The sequence below is a fragment of the Sphaerisporangium dianthi genome (assembly GCF_042654065.1).
GTDB classification, from domain to species: Bacteria; Actinomycetota; Actinomycetes; order Streptosporangiales; family Streptosporangiaceae; genus Sphaerisporangium; species Sphaerisporangium dianthi.
Map to the genome: position 1 here is coordinate 24,703 of NZ_JBHSFP010000002.1, position 17,860 is coordinate 42,562.

Here is a 17,860-nt window from a genome sequence, read left to right on the forward strand (position 1 = left end):
CGCCGCTCGGCCGATGGCCCCGGTGTGGCCTCGCCGGGGGAAATGGCGGTGATCGGGGTGCGGGGACACGGCAAGATGGTGGCCATGAGCGCTTTGAAGGACAAGCTGAAGGCCGACCTCACGACGTCGATGAAGGCCCGTGACGAGGTGCGCACCCGGACGCTGCGCATGGCCCTCGCCGCCGTCAGCACCGAGGAGGTCGCGGGCAGGTCGGCGCGCGAGCTCACCGACGACGAAGTGGTGAAGGTGCTGACCAAGGAGGCCAAGAAGCGCCGGGAGGCGGCGGAGGCGTTCGCCGGCGCGGGGCGGGCCGAGCAGGCGCAGGCCGAGCAGGACGAGCAGGCCGTGCTGGACGAGTACCTTCCCGCGCAGCTGAGCGACGAGGAGCTCGACCGGCTCGTCCGGGAGGCCATCGCCGAGAGCGGCGCCGAAGGCCCGAGGGCGATGGGCCAGGTCATGAAGGTCCTGAACCCGAAGGTCGCCGGGCGGGCGGAAGGCGGCCGCGTGGCGCAGGCGGTCCGTGCCCACCTGTCCGCCTGATCATCTCTGGGCTGGCCGGGGCCGGATTCATCGCCGCCGGGCCTGGAGGCTCTGGCACGGGGTGTGCTCGTGGCCGCCGCGGTCCGGCCGAGGCGCAGATCGCGGGTGTCCTCGCGCGGGGGCGTGAGGTGAGGCGACGGTGGACGCCTGCGACGGCACCGTTCGAGTCGTGTCTCGCGCGCAGAGGCTGAGATGTGAAGTGCCCTCTCCCGAAGTCGGGGAGGGCACTTCTTCGTGGTCCCTTTGGCGGTGGACGGGGGTCAGCTTGGTGGTGGACGGGGGTCAGCGGCCGGGGATGACGGGAGCCACCTTGGTGGTGTCGGCTCCGCGGTCGTTTCCGCCGCGGTTGCCGCGGTTGCCGTTGCCCCGGTTGTTGTCCGGACCTCCGAGGTCTCCGTCCGGGCCGCCGTGATCGTCCGGAACCGGGAAGCCGGTGCCGTCGTTCTCGATCGGGTCCTTGGGAGGCTTGGGCGCGCAGCCGCCGCTGCAGCCGCCGAAGCGGCTCATGTCCGGCGCGGTGAACGACGAGGGGTCGATGCCGGAAAGGGCGTCGAGCATCGTCGCCTTCCAGATCTGACCTGAGATCGTGGCGCCGAACACCTCGCCGTAGTAGCGGCCGCCGATGGTGACGCCGCGCAGCGGGTGGGTGTAGGACCCGCGCGGGTCGCCGAGGCTGACGGCGCCGGCGAGGTCGGGGGTGTAGCCGGCGAACCAGGCGGTCATCGACCCGTCGGTGGTGCCGGTCTTGCCCGCGGCGTCCCGGCCGATGCCGCCGACGCCCCTCATCGTGCCCTTGGTGAACACGCCTTCGAGGATGGCGGACACCGCGTCGGCGACCTTCTCGTCGATGGCCTGCTTGCAGGAGGGCTTGAACTCGGTCGTCTCGCCGTTGCGGTTGGTGATCGAGGTGATCGCCATCGGCTTGCAGTACTTGCCGCGGGCGCCGAACGTCGCGTAGGCGCTGGCAACGGTGACCGGGTCCATCTCGTTGACGCCGAGGGTGAAGGTCTCGACCTCCTGCAGCTTGCGGCCGTCGGAGCGCTTGATGCCGAGGTCCTTGGCGGTCTTGACGACGTCGCAGAGCCCGACCTTGCGCTCGAGAGCGAGGAAGAAGGTGTTGACCGACCCCCAGGTGCCGGTCTGGAGGGTCCTGAAGGCGCCGCTGCCGCCCTCGGAGTTGTGCGCGACGTGGGTGGGGTCGCCGACGTTCTCGCCCTTGCAGTTCTTGAAGTCGCTGTAGCCGCCGGCCTGGAAGCTGCTGCCGGAGTTGAGGCCGTCGCCGAACTTCATGCCCTCCTTGAGCGCCGTCGCGAGGGTGAAGACCTTGAACGTCGATCCGGCCTGGAAACCGGTGCCGCCGCCGTGCGCGGCGTCGGCGACCAGGTTGTAGGTGGACTGGTTCTTCTTCTTGCTCCGCCCGTACTTGCGGCTCGCGGCCATGGCCTTGATCTCGCCGGTGCCCGGCTCGACCAGCGCCTCGGCGGCCACGGGCTTGTCCGAGGCGTGGACCCACTTCTTGATGGCCTTGTCGGCGGCCTTCTGCATCTTGGTGTCGAGCGTGGTCCTGATGGTCAGGCCGCCCCGGTTGAGGAACTCCTCGCGGGCCTTCTGGGTCTTGCCGAACTGCGTGTCGTTGCGGATCTCGTTCTGCACGTACATGCAGAAGTAGGGGTAGTCGCTCTCTTCGCAGCCGCCGGGGATGTCGATGTCCTTGAAGACGAGCTTCTTGGCCTTGGCCTCCGCCGCCTGCTCGGTCGTGATCTTCTTCAGCTCGGCCATGCGGTCGAGCACGGTGTTGCGGCGGGCCAGCAGGGCCGCCTTGTGCCGCTTGCCGAGGTTGGGGTCGGTGGCGTTGGGGTTCTGCACGGCTCCGGCCAGCGTGGCAGCCTCTTCGAGGTTCAGCTTGGACGCCGGCTTGTCGAAGAAGCGCCGGCTCGCGGCCTGGATGCCGTACGCGCTGGCGCCGAAATAGGCGATGTTGAGATAGCGCTCGAGGATGTCGTCCTTGGAGTACTTGTTCTCGATGCCCATGGCGTACCGCAGCTCGTTGAGCTTGCGCGAGACCGTCGGCGCGATGGCCGCCAGTTGTTCTTCCTTGGTCTCCGCCTTGTTCAGCAGGACCTGCTTCACGTACTGCTGGGTGATCGAGGAGCCGCCCTGCGAGACGGCGCCCGACTGGAAGTTCTTCATCATCGCGCGGGCGAAGCCCTCCAGGTCGAGGGCGCCGTGCTCGTAGAAGCGGAAGTCCTCGATGGAGATGATCGCCTGCTGCATGACCGGGGCGACCTTGTCCAGCGGCACCGATTCGCGGTTCTGGTAGTAGAACTGCGCGATCAGTTTGCCCTTGGCGTCCCGGATCTCGGTCTTCTCTGGAAGATCGGGCTCTTTGAGGTCCTCCGGGTTGAGGTTGAGCACGTCAGAGGCGCTCTTGATGCCGACGCCGGCCCCGCCGACGGTGGGCAGCGCGATGGCCGCGGCAAGCACGCCCGCGGCGACGGCGGCCGCGATGAGCCGCACCAGGTTCGCTACTACGGATCCCAGACCCTTGCCTTGAGCTCGCACGAGACCAAGGGTATGTCGAACCGCTGACTCAATAGGTACCCAAAGTCCATTTCGCATTGACTCGCGGACTACCCGCGGAGGGGATGACTAGTCATTCCCGGCCACATGGCCTGACATGACCATGCGGGAAATTGACCCGCCCGGGGTCTGTCGGTGCGAACGTCTGGTTGCGTACGTTCTCCTCTGCGGCAACTGAATAAGAGGAGGCTCGACGCCCGCGCCCGTCGGCCGCCAAGTGACGACTGACCACCTATAGGGGAGTGGGGTCGAAATGTGGATCACGGATTGGACCTCCCGTGCCGCCTGTCGAGGTGCGGATCCTGACGCGTTGTTCGTGCAGGGTGCCGCCCAGAACAGGGCGAAGCTCATCTGCCGAGGATGCCCGGTCCGTACCGAATGCCTCGCGGATGCACTGGACAATCGCATCGAGTTCGGGGTGTGGGGCGGGATGACCGAGCGAGAGCGGCGTGCGCTGCTCAGGCGTCGGCCGGATGTCACCTCTTGGCGTGATCTCCTGGAGGTCGCCAAGGAAGAGTACGAGCGGACCAACGAGTTGATCGCCGGCTGAGTCCGGGGGGCCGAGGCGGTCGCCTCGGGCCCACCAGGCGCCGGGGGGCTGATCACGGCCCCCTGAGTCGTGTCATCAGAGTGAAAGACGCGTCCGGTGGTCGTGAACCGCGCCACCGGGCGAAATCAGGAGGCGAGAAGTTCGCCGATCTCGCGCAGACCGGCGAGATCGTGCACGTCCTCCGGCATGGCGAGCACTTCGGCGATCGGCACAGTGGGGTGGGCCGATGCGAAGTGCTCCTGTTCCCGATGCTCGCGCGCGGCGAGCAGCATACGTCCGGCGTGAAGCCGCAACACGGCGGCCGTGAGCTCATGCTCGCCACGCGCTTCCAGGTCCTCTGCGGCCGCCGTGCTGCGGGCGGCCGAGAGGGCCGGCGCAGGCGAGCGATGAACTCTGTTGATCACCAGACCGGCCAAGGGCATGCTCTCTTCGGCCAGTCGCTCCACGAAGTACGAGGCCTCCCGCATCGCGTCCCTCTCGGGCGCGGCCACGACGAGGAACGCGGTGCCGGGAGCCTGGAGCAGGCGGTAGGTCTGCTCGGCCCGCTGCCTGAACCCTCCGAAGACGGCGTCCAGAGCGGCGACGAAGGTCTGGATGTCCTTGAGGAACTGCGCGCCCAAGATCTTGGTCAGCGCGCCGGCCACCAGACTGAAACCCGCGTTGAGCAGCTTGAACGCGCTCCTGCCCCCGGCTTTGGCGGGCGCCATGAGGATCCTGATGAGGCGTCCGTCGAGGAAGCGGCCGAGCCGCTCAGGGGCGTCGAGGAAGTCCAGCGCCGACCGGGACGGGGGCGTGTCGACGATGATCAGGTCCCAGTCGTCCGACCGGCGGAGCTGGCCGAGCTTCTCCATCGCCATGTACTCCTGCGTGCCGGAGAAACTGGACGACAGCGACTGGTAGAAGGGGTTGGTCAAGATCTGCCGGGCGCGCTCGGGGTCGGCGTGCGCCTCGATGATCTCGTCGAACGTCCGCTTCATGTCGAGCATCATCGCGTGCAACTCGCCCGTGCCCTCCACCCCGTCCACCAGGCGCGGGGTGTTGTCCAGCTCGGTGAGCCCCATCGACTGCGCCAGACGGCGCGCCGGGTCGACGGTGAGGACGACGACGCGCCGGCCGCGCTCGGCCGCCCGCAGGCCGATGGCCGCCGCCGTGGTGGTCTTCCCCACGCCGCCCGAGCCGCAGCACACCACGATGCGCGTGTGCGGGTCGTCCAGGACGGCGTCCATGTGGAGAACCGGTGAGGTGCGGCGCGGGCCGTCCCCGGGATGACCCGCGGTAGCCGTGGCGGAGGCGGTCATGCGAGCGTTTCCCTTGAGCGAGAGTTCGTGTGGCGGGGGCCGTTCACGGGGCGAGATCTCATGCGGCCCCTTGGGAGCGCATCGCCTCGGCCAGCTCGTACAGGCCGGAGAGGTCGGCGCCGTCGGGCAGGAGCGGCAGTTCGTACTGCGGAGTCTTGGCCCGGGCGAGCGACTGCCGCTCGCGGCGCTCAAGGACGGTGCGCCGCGCGTGCTCGGTGATCTCCTCGGCCAGCGCCTCGGCGATCTCGGACGCGCCGGCCGCGCCCTCGGCCAGGCCGGCGGCCTTGAGCCCGAGGGCGAGCTCGCCGGGGTCGAAGCCGCCGTCGACCGCGGCGTCCAGGGCGGCCTCGGGCAGCAGCTCGGGCCGCACCATGTTGATGAAGACGCCGCCGACGGGCAGCTTGGCCTCGTGGAGGCTCTCGATGCCGTCCAGCGTCTCCTGTACCGGCATCTCCTCCAGCAGCGTGACGAAGTGCACGGCGGTCTCGGGCGAGGCGACGACCCCGCGGACCAGGTCGGCGTGGTTCTTCACCGGCCCGATGCGCGCGAGCCCGGCCACCTCGCTGGTGACGTTGAGAAAGCGGGTGATGCGCCCCGTGGGCGGGGCGTCCATGACGACGGCGTCGTAGGCGCGTCTGCCGGCCTTGTCGCGGCGGCGCACGGCCTCGCTGGTCTTGCCGGTGACGAGCACGTCACGCAGGCCCGGGGCGATGGTCGTGGCGAAGTCGACCAGCCCGATCTTGTTGAGGGCCTTGCCGGCCCGGCGCATCCCGTAGAACATCTCGACGTACTCGAGCATGGCCTCTTCGGGGTCGATGGCCAGGGCGTACACGTCGCCGCCGCCCGGCGCCACGGCGATCTTGCGTTCCTCGTACGGCAGGGGCGGGATGTCGAAGACCTGGGCGATGCCTTGGCGTCCCTCCACCTCGACGAGCAGCACTTTCCGGCCGCCCGCCGCGAGGGCGAGGGCCAGCGCGGCGGCCACGGTCGTCTTGCCCGTGCCGCCCTTGCCGGTCACGACGTGGAGTCGTACGCCGTCCCAATCGGTGTCGCGAGCACTCACCCTTCGAAGGCTACCCAACAGTCACTTTCCGATTCGCCGTCCGCCCTCTTCAGAGCGCACCTGGGACGCAGGTCACACCCGCCGCGCGGCCGGTCGTCCACAGGGCGGGGCGTTCGGGACGGAGTTGTCCACAACCGTGGCGGCCGGGCCGCCTGGAGCCGTCCGGCCCGTCTACAGTTCCACCATGAAGCGCTACGAATATGCGACGGTCCCTCTGCTGACCCACGCCACCAAGCAGATCCTCGACAACTGGGGGCAGGACGGCTGGGAGCTCGTCACGGTCATCCCGGGGCCCAACCCCGAGCAGCTCGTCGCCTACATGAAGCGGGAGAAGGCATGAGCTCGCCTGAGGAACGCCTGAAGGAGCTGGGGCTCACTCTGCCCGAGGTCGTCAAGCCGCTGGCCTCGTACGTGCCCGCCGTCCGCACCGGCGACCACGTGTACGTGTCGGGCCAGATCCCGATGGAGAACGGCAAGCTCGGGGCCACGGGCAAGGTCGGCGCCGAGGTGACGCTCGAAGAGGCCAAGCGGCAGGCGAGGGTGTGCGCGCTCAACGGCATCGCCGCCGCCGCCCAGGCCGCGGGCGGCCTGGGGAACATCGTGCGCATCGTCAAGGTCGTCGGCTTCGTGGCGAGCGCCCCCGGGTTCACCGACCAGCCGAAGGTCGTCAACGGGGCCAGCGAGCTGTTCGGCGAGGTCTTCGGCGACGCGGGCATCCACGCGCGCAGCGCCGTCGGGGTGGCCGCCCTCCCGCTGGACGTCCCGGTCGAGGTGGAGCTCATCGCCGAAGTCCGATAGCCCATGACACCATGGTCCGGCCGAGTCCCGTTCGGTTGGACCATGGAGCGGGCCGCGTACCACGGAGGTCGCATGAACGGCATCCCGCTCCCCGGAGCGCTGGGCGTGCGCGCCCGCGAGATCCTCGCCGGGCAGATCGAGCCCGTGCCCGCGAGGGACGCCGCCACCGTGGTGCTCCTTCGCCCGAACGGCCCGGTTCCCGCCGATCCGCCCTCCGGAGCCGCAGGGGTCGAGGTCTACATGCTCCGGCGGGCGGCCAGCATGGCCTTCGCGGCGGGCGCGTACGTCTTCCCGGGCGGGTCGGTGGACCCGCGTGACGCCGACCAGGACGTCGCCTGGGCCGGGCCGCCGCCCGAGATCTGGGGCCGGGTGTTCGGCGCCGACGCCACCACCGCACGCGGCCTGGTCTGCGCGGCCGTGCGCGAGACCTTCGAGGAGTCCGGGGTCCTGCTGGCCGGCCCGAGCCCGGAGACGGTGGTCGCCGACACCACGGGGGACGACTGGGAGGCCGACCGCGAGGGGCTGATCGAGCGGCGCCTGTCTCTGGCGGAGTTCCTGCACAAGCGCGCCCTGGTCCTGCGCGCCGATCTGCTCCGGCCGTGGGCCCACTGGATCACGCCGGACGTCGAGCACAAGCGGTTCGACACGCGCTTCTTCGTGGCCGCGATGCCTCCGGGCCAGCGCACCCGCGACGTGGGAGGCGAGGCCGACGAGGTCGCATGGCTGCGCCCGGCGCAGGCGATCGAGCGGGCCGAGAACGGCGAGATCCTGCTGATGCCCCCGACCTTCCGCACCTTGACCGAATTATCGCAGTATGACGATGTGGGTGCCGTCCTGGCGTGCGAGCGAGAGATCGTGACCTTCAAACCGCACGCCGCCGAGGTGGACGGCGAGATGTGGCTGGTCATACCCGATGAGGATTATCGTCTGCCATGAGCGGTCTCCGAATCCCCGTGGACGGCCTGGACGGAGCCGGTACGGCCCGGGCCACCAACCTCCTGGCGCCCAACGCCTCTCCCATGACGCTCGACGGCACCAACACCTGGGTCATCGGCGAGCCCGGCGCGCGGTCCGTCCTGGTGGTCGATCCCGGCCCTGACGACGAGGGGCACCTGCGGCGGGTGGCCGGTCACCTCGCCGGGCGGCGGGTGGAGGCGATCCTGCTCACCCACGGCCACGACGACCACAGCGGCGGAGCCCGGCGCTTCGCCGAGATGGTGGGCGCGCGCGTACGCGCCCTCGACCCCGGGCACGTCCTCGGGGACGAAGGGCTCGGGGACGGCGACGTCGTCACGGCCGGCGATCTCGAACTGCGGGTCATCGGCACGCCGGGCCACTCGTTCGACTCGCTGTGCTTCTGGCTGCCGGGCGACGAGGCCATGCTGACCGGCGACACCGTCCTCGGCCGGGGCACCACCGTGATCGCGCCCGACGGCGATCTGGGCGATTACCTGCGCAGCCTCGACCGGCTGCGGGCCAGTGCCGAGATCGTGGCGGCGCGGGCGCTGCTGCCCGGCCACGGGCCGCTGCTGCCGGAGCCGATCACCGCGCTGGACGGTTACATCGCCCACAGACGCGAGCGCCTGCATCAGATCAGGCGAGCCCGTGACGAGGGCGCGAGGACTCCGGAGGAGATCGTCAGAGTCGTCTACGCGGAGGTCCCCGAAGATCTGTGGCCGGCGGCCGAGATGTCAGTGCGGGCGCAGCTGTCCTACCTGGACGGCCTGAACGCCTGACCCCCGCAGGGCGCCACGCCGGGCCTGCCTATCGCGAGCGGGCGTAGAGGCGGTCGGCGTCCATGATGACGACGGCTTTGGCCTCGATGCGGAGCCAGCCGCGCTGCGCGAAGTCGGCGAGAGCCTTGTTCACCGTCTCGCGGGAGGCGCCCACGTACTGCGCCAGCTCCTCCTGGGTGAGGTCGTGATGGACCCGCAGGCCCTCCTCGGTGCGCTGGCCGAACCGCTCGGCGAGGTCAAGCAGCGCCTTGCCGACGCGGCCGGGCACGTCGGTGAACACCAGGTCGGCCATGACGTCGTTGGTGCGGCGGAGCCGCTGGGCCAGGGCGCGGAGCAGGTGCAGGGCGACCTCGGGGCGTCCGGTCAGCCAGGGGCGCAGGTCGTCATGCCCCAACCCGGCCAGCCTGACGTCGGTCAGGGCGATGGCGCTCGCCGTGCGGGGCCTTGGGTCGAACAGGGAGAGCTCGCCGAACATTTCGCTCGGCCCGAGCACGCTCAGGAGGTTCTCGCGGCCGTCGGGTGCGGTGCGGATCAGCTTGATCTTGCCGTCCAGCACGACATAGAGCCGGTCACCCGTCTCGCCCTCGCTGAAGAGCGTCTGTCCCTTGTGGAGCTCCACCTCGGAGATGCCCGTGCGGAGTGCGGCGGCGCTCTCACGGTCGAGCGCGGAGAACAAAGGGGCCTTACCCAGCACGTCGTCGGTATTCACGGTGCCTCCTCGTCCAGTGGTCGCGCCACCACGCCTGCGCGCCACATCTGGGGATCGCGCTCGCTGCTAGACATTGTGACGTACTGCATCAAGGGGGTCGCATGGAGCCTGTCCGCGTAGGCTGTCGGGGTGCCTCGCAAAGTGACCTCCGCAGGGGAGTCCCGGCTCGCCCTGGTGCGCCGAGCTCGACGAATGACCCGAATCCTCGCGGAAACGTATCCCGACGCCCACTGCGAGCTCGACTTCGACAACCCGCTTGAGTTGCTGGTCGCGACGATCCTCTCAGCGCAGTGTACGGACAAACGGGTCAATATGGTTACTCCGGTACTCTTTGCCAAATACAGGTCCGCAGTTGACTATGCCGGCGCCGACCGGGCGGAGCTGGAGGAGATCATCCGGTCGACCGGGTTCTTCCGCGCCAAGACCAACAGCATCATCGGCATGGCCCAGGCCGTCTGCGAGCGTTACGGCGGCGAGGTGCCCGGCAAGCTCAAAGACCTCGTCACGCTCCCCGGGGTCGGCAGGAAGACCGCCAACGTGGTCCTCGGCAATGCCTTCAACGTGCCGGGCATCACGGTCGACACCCACTTCCAGCGCCTCACCCGCCGCTTCGCGTGGACCACCGAGACCGACCCGGTGAAGATCGAGCACGCGGTGGGCGAGCTCATCCCCAAGAGCCAGTGGACCGACATGTCGCACTATCTGATCTGGCACGGGCGTCGCATCTGCCACGCCCGCAAGCCCGCGTGCGGCGTGTGCCCGCTGGCGAGCCTCTGCCCGTCCTTCGGCGAGGGCCCGACCGATCCGGAGCAGGCCGCCAAGCTCGTCCGCACCGGCCCCTTCTCCTAGCCTCTCTCCCGTCTTCCCCTAGCCTGTCCGTTCTTGTCCTAAGTCTTCCCCGTTCTCCCGACCTTTCCCGCCGACCCGCGAACCGGCGCCCCTGGCCACGTGCCCGGCGAGCGCTCCGGCTTCCCGCCCGGCGACCGTTCGTCTCAGGCGCGGGAAGCTGCCGGATACGGCCGATGTTGCTCCCCGCAGGAGGTGTGGCATGACTGCTCCCGTGCCCGGCTGGCTGAACGATCTCGCGGCGAACGCCGTCCACCGTCCCGTTCCCGCGGCGTTGCGCCCCCCGGCCGCCGGAGGACGCGCCGCGGCCGTCCTGCTGCTGTTCGGCGAGTCCGAGCAGGGCCCCGACGTCCTGCTGATCCAGCGCAGCGCCAAGGGGCGCAACCACGCCGGGCAGCCCGCCTTCCCCGGCGGAGGCGTGGACCCCGGCGACGGCGGCCCCGTCGGCGCGGCACTGCGCGAGGCCGAGGAGGAGACCGGCCTCGACCCCGGCGGCGTGCGCGTGGTGGGCACGCTCCCTGAGCTTTACGTCTGGCGGAGCGACAACAGGGTCACCCCGGTGCTCGGCTGGTGGCACACGCCATGCGCCGTCCACGCGGCCTCTCCCGACGAGGTCGACGCGGTGGCCCGCGTGCCGGTCGGCGAGTTGGCCGACCCGCGCAACCGCCTGCGGCTGCGCCTCCCCGGCGGCTTCGCGGGGCCGGCGTTCAAGGTGCGCGGCATGCTGGTCTGGGGGTTCACCGCCGGCATCCTGAACGACGTGCTGGCGGCCACCGGGTTCGAGCGGCCCTGGGACGACGAGCGCGTCGAGGAACTGCCCCCCGAGATGCTCCGCCTGGCCCGCCGATAGCGACATACGGCGCACATCCCGACGTCGCGGCCTCTCCGGCTCTGCCGCCCCTCAGCGGGCGATCACGGGAGGATGAGGCCGAGCGCCGCCCAGTCGGCCACGTCCTCGTCCGGGTCGGTGGCCAGCCGGCGCAGCGCCGCGAGGCCGGCCGGGTCCGGAGGGCGGCCGACCACGTGCGACAGCGCGTACGCGGCGCCGTAGCGCACGGTGGGGTCGGGATGCGTGGACAGCTCGATCACCGACGGCAGGGCCCGCTGATCGCGCAGGTGCCCGAAAGCGATCAGCACCGCGTGGAGCACGCGGACGTCGTCGTCCGAGGCGGCGAGATAGCGCAGGACCGAGAGGGTCTTGTCGACGAACGGCCGCTGAGGCGTGCCCAGCTCGCCCAGGATGTCGACGCCCAGGACGCGTTCGGCGCGCGAATCGCTCGCGCACAGCCGCCTGGCCTCGGTGAAGGTCTCGAGATCACCTCGCGCGTGCAGCGCGTCCACGGCCTTCCACCTGGCGGGGCCGTCCGGGTCGTCGTCCTCCAGGGCGACGGCGATCAACTCGCCGACGCCGAGCCTCGCCAACTCGGGGGACACGCCCGCGTCCGCGTGCACCCAGCGGAGGTTGCGTATCCAGGACCGCGGCCTGCCTTCGGGCACGGTGGCACCACCCGTCGCGGGGTTGCCGTCCGCGCGCCCGTCGTTCGACCCCCCGATCGATACCATGCCGCAACGATATCGAGCCAACGAGTGCACGGCTCGTGGCCGCGCTGGATACCGTTGAGGCGTGAGCGGCGATCTCCTCGATTTCATCCTGATTGTTCTCGTGATCGCCTTTGCCGTGTCCGGCTACCGGCAAGGGTTCATCATCGGGGCTTTCAGCTTCCTCGGCTTCGTCGGCGGAGGTGTCCTCGGGGTGCTGATCGCCCCGCCGATCGCCCATGCCGTCGTCAGCGGGTCCACCGAGCAGGCACTGCTCGCCATAGTGATCGTCTTCCTGGCCGCGGTGATCGGGCAGTTCGCCTCCTCCACGATCGGCGCGGTCGTCCGCAGCCACGTCACCTGGGAGCCCGCCCGCACTGTGGACGCGCTCGGCGGCACCTTCACCAGCGCGCTGTCCGTCCTGATCATCGCCTGGCTGATCGGCTCGCTGCTCTCCGTCGCCCCCTTCCCCTGGCTGAGCCAGCAGACCAACGGCTCGCTGCTCCTGCGCACCGTCGACCGGGCGATGCCCGAGAAGGCCAAGGAATGGCAGCTCTCCTTCAAGGAGTTCGTCGACAGCTCCGAGTTCCCGCAGGTGTTCAACGCCATCGGGGGCGGGACGTTCGTCGACGTGCCGCCGCCGGACGCCAGCGTCCTCCAGGAGCCGCAGCTCAAGCGGGCCCGCCGGGCGATCGTCAAGGTCCAGGGGACGGCGCCCGCCTGCCGCAAGCTCATCGAGGGCACCGGCTTCGTCTTCGCCCCGCACCGCATCCTGACCAACGCGCACGTGGTCGCCGGAGTCACCCAGGCGCTGCGGGTCACCGACGACAAGCGCGTCGGGCATGACGCCCAGGTGGTGCTCTACAACCCCGACCGCGACATCGCCGTCCTGTACGTCCCCGACCTTGACGTGACGCCGCTGAAGTTCGACTACACCGCGGAGAGCCAGGACGACGCGATCATCGCCGGGTTCCCCAAGGGCAAGGGCTTCACGACAAGGCCGGCGCGGATCCGCGTCAAGCAGAACGCCAAGGCGTCGGACATCTACTCGCGCAAGACGGTCACCCGCGAGGTGTACGCCATCCGAGGGCTGGTCCAGGCCGGCAACTCCGGCGGCCCGCTGCTCACCCCGACCGGCCAGGTGTACGGCGTGATCTTCGCCGCGGCGACCGACCAGTCGGACGTCGGGTACGCGCTCACCGCCGCCGAGATACGGCCTGACACCGACGAGGGCAGCGCGGCCGTGGCCCGCGTGGACACCCAGGACTGCGACTGATCTCCGCAGGCCGCGCGGTCGTGCGATGCCGCGGCCGGTCTTCCTCGTCCGCGCGGCCATGCGCTGCCTGATCCCCATCGCCTCGCGCTCCGGGCCTCCGTACGCCGCCCGGGTCAGCTCGGGCGTGCGGCCCTGAACGCGTCCGCGACCCGGGCGACGGCCACGGAGGGCGGGGTCGCCGGGTGCTCGGCGAGATCACGGGCGGCGCGAACCGCCGCCGCCACATCGATGGGACGCGCCGCGCCGCCGCTCCCGGCGTCGTACCGGGCGACCCGGTCGGCGCCCCGGCCGAGCAGCGTGGCCGCGCCTCGGGTGTTGCCCCGCTGGAGGTGCGTGAGACCCACGCAGATCTGGGCCAGCCCCTGCCACAGCTCGCGCTCGTCGTCCGGCCCCGTCTTCCACCGCGCCTCCAGCACCTCGTGGGCGTGGAACGGGCGTTCTTCCGCGAGGTAGGCGAGCGCGTCGGCGACGGCCTGCCCGGTGCCTGGAGCGTACTCGTCCGGGACGCGTTCGACGCCCTGCGCTCCCTTGGGGAGGGGACGGCCCAGCGCGTCACGCGGGCGCGCGTTGCGCGGCCGTCCCGCCGGATCGCGGTCCCGTCTCGTCGAATCGGTGCCCCGTCCCGCCGGATCCTGGTCCCGGCCCGCCGGATCGGTGCCCCGGCCCGCCGGATCCTCATCTCTCCGGCGCGGATCCGGATCCCGTCCCGCGGAGGTTCCTGCCCGTCCGGTCCGCTGCCCGTCCTGCCCGTCCTGGCTCGCCTGGTGGCCGCTCATCGTCCGTCCCTCCTGGGTACTCCCATCCTCCTCCAGGCTCGCGACGCCGTGGGCCGGCGGCTGGAGACGTCGTCACCTGTCGGGTTCGGGGTCGCCCAGCCAGCCCAGCAGCTCGGCGTCGAACTGCTCCGGCTGCTCCTCGTGCGGGAAATGCCCGACGCCCTCGAAGAGCCGCCACCGGTACGGCGCGGCGACGTACCTGCTCGACCCCTGCGCGGTGCGCGGCAGCACGCAGGTGTCCAGCGAGCCGTGCAACTGCAACACCGGCATCTCGAGCTCGGTGCGCACGAGCCTGCGGTAGCGCATGCCGTCCGGCCGGAGCTGCGAGCGGACGAACCACCGGTGGTACTCCAGCGCACAGTGGGCGACGGTGGGGATGCTGAAGGCGCCGCGGTAGGTCGCGGCGACATCCTCCTCCAACCCGCCCGGCCCCGACCAGGCGTCGAGCAGCCGCCCCACCTGCGCGGCGCCGTCCTTGGTCAGACGCCGCTCAGGAATCCAGGGAAGCTGGTACCCCAGCATGTGCCCGCTGGCCTTGAGCTGGCCGAACGGGCTGCCGATGATGGCCTGGCGCAGCCGCAGCGGGTGCGCGGCGGACACGATGACCAGGCGCCGCACGACCTTCGGGTCCGTCGCGCCCATGGTCCACGCCACCAGGCCGCCCCAGTCGTGGCCGACGACCACGGCGCTCGTCTCGCCGAGCGCGCGGACCAGGCCGGCCATGCTCCCCGCGAGCGACGGCAGGTCGTACCCCCGGGGCGGCTTGTCGCTCGCCCCGTACCCTCGCAGGTCCACGGCGACGGCCCGGTAGCCGGCGGCCGCCAGGGACTCGAGCTGGTGCCGCCACGTCCACCAGAACTGCGGGAAGCCGTGCAGCAGCAGCACCAGCGGCCCGTCGCCGGCCTCCACGACGTGGAACATGCCGTTTCCCGCATGGACGGACCGGTGGGTCCAGGGCCCGGGGATGTGGGCCAGCGACTCGTCGGGGCGCGCGCTCATGGGGCGGCTCACGGGCTGGGGCTCGTGCGCCCGGAGTCGGGGTCACCGGCGCCCGTGGCCCCGGAGGGACCCGCGGTCGGCCCGCCGGCCGAGCCGGCCGGGGCCGAGGCGGACGAGCCGGCCAGCGGCACGCGGTGGTGGCCGACCTGTCCCGCGGTCGGTCCGCGGTACGGCTCGGGAGCCGGGCGCGGTGAGGGAGTGGGAAGGGCGACGGGCTCCTCCTCACCGGGCCTTGCGACGTCCTTGAGGTTCTTCAGGCTGCGGGCGGTGCGCTTCATCCCGGCGAGCCCTTTGAGGCGGCGGTAGCCGACGAACGCGAGCAGCAGCGCCATGACCAAGTAGAACGCCGTCACGATCGTGAACGCCAGCCACGGCATCATGCCGAGCTGTACCAGGCCGTAGGCGATGGCGAACGAGGCAAGGATCAGGCACAGGTGCAGCATGAACGCGGCCACACCGAACAGCCCGACGGCCGTGCCGACACGTTTGGCGTCGAACTTCAGCTCGGCCTTCGCCAGCTCGATCTCGGAGCGGACCAGAGTCGATATGTGGTGGCTCGCCTGGGCGACGAGTGCGCCGAGCGATTCCTCCTCGGTTGGAGCGGCCATGTGTGCTCTCCTATCGGGTGTTGCGGTCACATTCATCCTGCGTGGTGTCCATCGTTCCGCCTCGCCACCCGGTTCGCCGCATCGGACTCGCGCATCGATGCGGGCGGCCATGCGCCACCGGACATGCCCGGTACTTCTCCGATCAAGGCGGCCGGAACGCCGCGAGTGCGGATCCGGGGCCTCTCCGGCCGGATCCGCACCCTTCAGCGATCACCCGCGGGCGACCCGCGTCCTGGAAGACCTCCAGATCTGGATCAGTCGTCGCTCGACGTGGAGGGGAGCTTCTCGGAGATCAGCGTCATCACGGAGCTGTCGGCCAGGGTGGTGACGTCGCCGATGCTGCGGTTCTCCGCCACGTCGCGGAGCAGGCGGCGCATGATCTTGCCTGACCGGGTCTTCGGCAGCTCCGGGACGACCAGGATCTGACGGGGCTTGGCGATCGGGCCGAGCGCCTTGGACACGTGGTCGCGCAGCTCCTTGGCGATGTCCGTGCCCTCCTCGGCGTTGCCGCGGAGGATCACGAAGGACACGATGGCCTGGCCGGTGATCGGGTCGGTGGCGCCCACGACCGCGGCCTCGGCCACCTTGGGGTGCGACACCAGTGCCGACTCCACCTCGGTGGTGGAGATGTTGTGCCCGGACACCAGCATGACGTCGTCGACCCGGCCGAGCAGCCACAGGTCGCCGTCCTCGTCGCGCTTGGCGCCGTCCCCGGGGAAGTACATGCCCTCGAAGCGCGACCAGTAGGTGTCGGCGTAGCGCTTGTCGTCGCCCCAGATGCCGCGCAGCATGGACGGCCAGGGCTCGCGGACGACGAGGAAACCGCCGCCGCCGTCGGGCACCGACTTGGCCTGGTCGTCGACGACGTCGGCCACGATGCCCGGAAGCGGCCGCATGGCGGCGCCCGGCTTGCCCGACGTCACGCCCGGCAGGGGGCTGATCATGATGGCGCCGGTCTCGGTCTGCCACCAGGTGTCCACGACGGGGCAGCGGTCGCCGCCGATGTGCTCGCGATACCAGACGTAGGCCTCGGGGTTGATCGGCTCGCCGACGGACCCCAGGACCCGCAGGGACGACATGTCGTACTTGGCGGGGATGTCGTCCCCCCACTTCATGAACGTGCGGATCGCGGTGGGCGCGGTGTACAGGATCGTCACGCCGTACTTCTGCACGATCTCCCAGAAGCGGCCTCTGTGCGGAGTGTCCGGCGTGCCCTCGTAGATCACGCTCGTCGCGCCGTTGGCCAGCGGCCCGTACACGATGTAGGAGTGCCCGGTCACCCAGCCGATGTCGGCCGTGCACCAGTAGACGTCCGACTCGGGCTTCAGGTCGAACACCGCGTGGTGGGTCCAGGCGGTCTGGGTCAGGTAGCCGCCCGTGGTGTGCAGGATGCCCTTCGGCTTACCGGTCGTGCCGCTGGTGTACAGGATGTACAGCGGGTGCTCGGCGTCGTGCTGCGCCGGCTTGTGCTCCTCGCTCTGGCGGTCGACGACGTCGTGCCACCAGACGTCCTTGTCGGTCACCTGGACGTCCTGGCCGGTACGGCGGACGACGAGCACGTGCTCGATGCCGGGGCACTCGGCGACGGCCTCGTCCACGGTCGGCTTGAGCGCGCTCGGGGCCCCGCGCCGGTAGCCGCCGTCCGCGGTGATGACCAGCTTCGCGTCGGCGTCCTTGATGCGCCCGCTGAGCGCGGAGGCGGAGAACCCGCCGAAGACGACCGAGTGGACCGCGCCGATGCGCGCGCACGCGAGCATGGCGATCGGCAGCTCGGGGATCATCGGCATGTAGATCGCGACCCGGTCGCCCTCGCCGACGCCCAGCTCGGTCAGGGCGTTGGCCGCCTTGCTCACCTCGCGCTGCAGGTCGGCGTAGGTGAGCGTGCGGGTGTCACCCTCTGGTTCGCCTTCCCAGTGGTAGGCCACCTTGTCGCCTCGGCCGGCCTCGACATGCCGGTCGACGCAGTTGTAGGCGACGTTCAGCGTGCCGCCCAGGAACCACTTGGCGAAGGGCGGGTTCCACTCAAGAGTCGTCTCCCAGCGCCGCCCCCAACTCAGCCGGTCCGCCGCCCGCTCCCAGAAGCCGAGCCGGTCGTTCGCCGCCTCGTCGTAGGCGTCGGCCGTGACGTTCGCAGCCGCGGCGAGATCTTGCGGCGGCGCGAAGCGCCGGCTCTCGCGCAGCAGGTTCGACAGAGTCTCCTGGGTCTCACGACCAGGGGTTTCCGGGGCCACAACGTACTCCTTCACATGGCCTGTCTCGATTGGGCTGGGTCCCACTTCACCAGTCTCGCGGTGGCGGGACAAGGGGGGACCGACCGGTTACGCCCGTCGGCCGTCACATCCGCGGATGTTCACAACGGGCTTTACATGCGGTCACAAAAGCGGCGGATTCGTTGTGGAAATGATATCCAACGATAAAAGCCGCGAGCACAGAAGGCCCATTCGCGGTGTGCTCGTTGAACGGTGTGAACCGCGCGCCGAACGGTGCCTCCATTCCCCGGCCGGTGCGCTCTGGAGGCGTCTTTGGCGACGCGGTGAACCCG

At 70.5% G+C, this 17,860-nt stretch carries 18 protein-coding genes; 9 read left to right on the forward strand and 9 right to left on the reverse strand.

Annotated elements, in window-relative coordinates:
* The first annotated feature begins 84 nt into the window (after window positions 1-84).
* Window positions 85-540 carry a GatB/YqeY domain-containing protein gene (locus tag ACFO60_RS03115; RefSeq protein ID WP_380836533.1) on the forward strand — a complete coding sequence of 152 codons (456 nt, stop codon included), beginning with the start codon at window positions 85-87 and terminating at the stop codon, window positions 538-540.
* Between the two features lie 282 nt (window positions 541-822).
* On the opposite strand, the gene ACFO60_RS03120 is transcribed toward ACFO60_RS03115, so the two are convergent.
* Window positions 823-3,102: a transglycosylase domain-containing protein gene (locus ACFO60_RS03120; protein ID WP_380836535.1), complete on the reverse strand. Its 2,280-nt coding sequence runs from the start codon at window positions 3,100-3,102 to the stop codon at window positions 823-825.
* Window positions 3,103-3,373: 271 nt separating this feature from the next.
* On the opposite strand from ACFO60_RS03120, the gene ACFO60_RS03125 reads away from it, so the two are divergent.
* Window positions 3,374-3,670: a WhiB family transcriptional regulator gene (locus ACFO60_RS03125; protein ID WP_114029663.1), complete on the forward strand. Its 297-nt coding sequence runs from the start codon at window positions 3,374-3,376 to the stop codon at window positions 3,668-3,670.
* Window positions 3,671-3,795: 125 nt separating this feature from the next.
* Here ACFO60_RS03125 and bagB read toward each other — a convergent pair whose 3' ends face one another.
* Window positions 3,796-4,968: an ATPase BagB gene (bagB, locus tag ACFO60_RS03130; protein WP_380836538.1), complete on the reverse strand. Its 1,173-nt coding sequence runs from the start codon at window positions 4,966-4,968 to the stop codon at window positions 3,796-3,798.
* A gap of 58 nt (window positions 4,969-5,026) precedes the next feature.
* A complete protein-coding gene (bagA, locus tag ACFO60_RS03135) occupies window positions 5,027-6,031 on the reverse strand; it encodes an ATPase BagA (protein ID WP_380836541.1) in 1,005 nt (334 codons plus the stop codon).
* A gap of 184 nt (window positions 6,032-6,215) precedes the next feature.
* Between bagA and ACFO60_RS03140 the strand changes: the two genes are divergently transcribed.
* From ACFO60_RS03140 to ACFO60_RS03155, 4 genes are all read left to right on the forward strand, one after another.
* The gene (locus ACFO60_RS03140; protein WP_248962398.1) at window positions 6,216-6,371 is read left to right on the forward strand and encodes a DUF4177 domain-containing protein; all 156 of its coding nucleotides are present in this window, start codon (window positions 6,216-6,218) and stop codon (window positions 6,369-6,371) included.
* Window positions 6,368-6,829, forward strand: a complete 462-nt coding sequence (locus tag ACFO60_RS03145) for a RidA family protein (RefSeq protein WP_380836544.1) — start codon at window positions 6,368-6,370, stop codon at window positions 6,827-6,829. The genes ACFO60_RS03140 and ACFO60_RS03145 overlap by 4 nt, the downstream gene beginning before the upstream one ends.
* A gap of 72 nt (window positions 6,830-6,901) precedes the next feature.
* The gene (locus ACFO60_RS03150) at window positions 6,902-7,765 is read left to right on the forward strand and encodes an NUDIX hydrolase (protein WP_380836547.1); all 864 of its coding nucleotides are present in this window, start codon (window positions 6,902-6,904) and stop codon (window positions 7,763-7,765) included.
* Window positions 7,762-8,565, forward strand: coding sequence for an MBL fold metallo-hydrolase (locus ACFO60_RS03155; protein ID WP_380836550.1), 804 nt, complete (start codon window positions 7,762-7,764; stop codon window positions 8,563-8,565). Before ACFO60_RS03150 ends, ACFO60_RS03155 begins: the two co-directional genes overlap by 4 nt.
* A 28-nt stretch (window positions 8,566-8,593) precedes the next feature.
* On the opposite strand, the gene ACFO60_RS03160 is transcribed toward ACFO60_RS03155, so the two are convergent.
* Window positions 8,594-9,274 (reverse strand): Crp/Fnr family transcriptional regulator, encoded by a 681-nt coding sequence (locus ACFO60_RS03160; RefSeq protein WP_248962393.1) that lies wholly within the window; start codon window positions 9,272-9,274, stop codon window positions 8,594-8,596.
* 192 nt (window positions 9,275-9,466) lie between these two features.
* Between ACFO60_RS03160 and nth the strand changes: the two genes are divergently transcribed.
* Both nth and ACFO60_RS03170 read left to right on the forward strand, forming a co-directional pair.
* The gene (nth, locus tag ACFO60_RS03165) at window positions 9,467-10,123 is read left to right on the forward strand and encodes an endonuclease III (protein WP_380838068.1); all 657 of its coding nucleotides are present in this window, start codon (window positions 9,467-9,469) and stop codon (window positions 10,121-10,123) included.
* A 199-nt stretch (window positions 10,124-10,322) separates the two neighbouring features.
* The gene (locus ACFO60_RS03170; protein WP_380836554.1) at window positions 10,323-10,970 is read left to right on the forward strand and encodes an NUDIX hydrolase; all 648 of its coding nucleotides are present in this window, start codon (window positions 10,323-10,325) and stop codon (window positions 10,968-10,970) included.
* Between the two features lie 62 nt (window positions 10,971-11,032).
* On the opposite strand, the gene ACFO60_RS03175 is transcribed toward ACFO60_RS03170, so the two are convergent.
* Window positions 11,033-11,683 (reverse strand): HEAT repeat domain-containing protein, encoded by a 651-nt coding sequence (locus ACFO60_RS03175; RefSeq protein ID WP_380836557.1) that lies wholly within the window; start codon window positions 11,681-11,683, stop codon window positions 11,033-11,035.
* A gap of 61 nt (window positions 11,684-11,744) precedes the next feature.
* On the opposite strand from ACFO60_RS03175, the gene ACFO60_RS03180 reads away from it, so the two are divergent.
* Window positions 11,745-12,935, forward strand: a complete 1,191-nt coding sequence (locus tag ACFO60_RS03180) for a MarP family serine protease (RefSeq protein ID WP_380836560.1) — start codon at window positions 11,745-11,747, stop codon at window positions 12,933-12,935.
* A gap of 113 nt (window positions 12,936-13,048) precedes the next feature.
* Here the strand turns inward: ACFO60_RS03180 and ACFO60_RS03185 are convergent, their stop codons facing one another.
* From ACFO60_RS03185 to acs, 4 genes are all read right to left on the reverse strand, one after another.
* Window positions 13,049-13,711, reverse strand: a complete 663-nt coding sequence (locus tag ACFO60_RS03185) for a DUF309 domain-containing protein (RefSeq protein ID WP_380836563.1) — start codon at window positions 13,709-13,711, stop codon at window positions 13,049-13,051.
* A gap of 72 nt (window positions 13,712-13,783) precedes the next feature.
* Entirely contained in the window at window positions 13,784-14,710 is a 927-nt protein-coding gene (locus ACFO60_RS03190; RefSeq protein WP_380836566.1) for an alpha/beta fold hydrolase, read from the reverse strand.
* 8 nt (window positions 14,711-14,718) lie between these two features.
* Complete coding sequence (locus ACFO60_RS03195) at window positions 14,719-15,318, reverse strand: phage holin family protein (protein WP_380836569.1); 600 nt, start codon at window positions 15,316-15,318, stop codon at window positions 14,719-14,721.
* 254 nt (window positions 15,319-15,572) lie between these two features.
* Window positions 15,573-17,549 (reverse strand): acetate--CoA ligase, encoded by a 1,977-nt coding sequence (acs, locus tag ACFO60_RS03200; protein WP_380836572.1) that lies wholly within the window; start codon window positions 17,547-17,549, stop codon window positions 15,573-15,575.
* Between the last annotated feature and the right edge of the window lie 311 nt (window positions 17,550-17,860).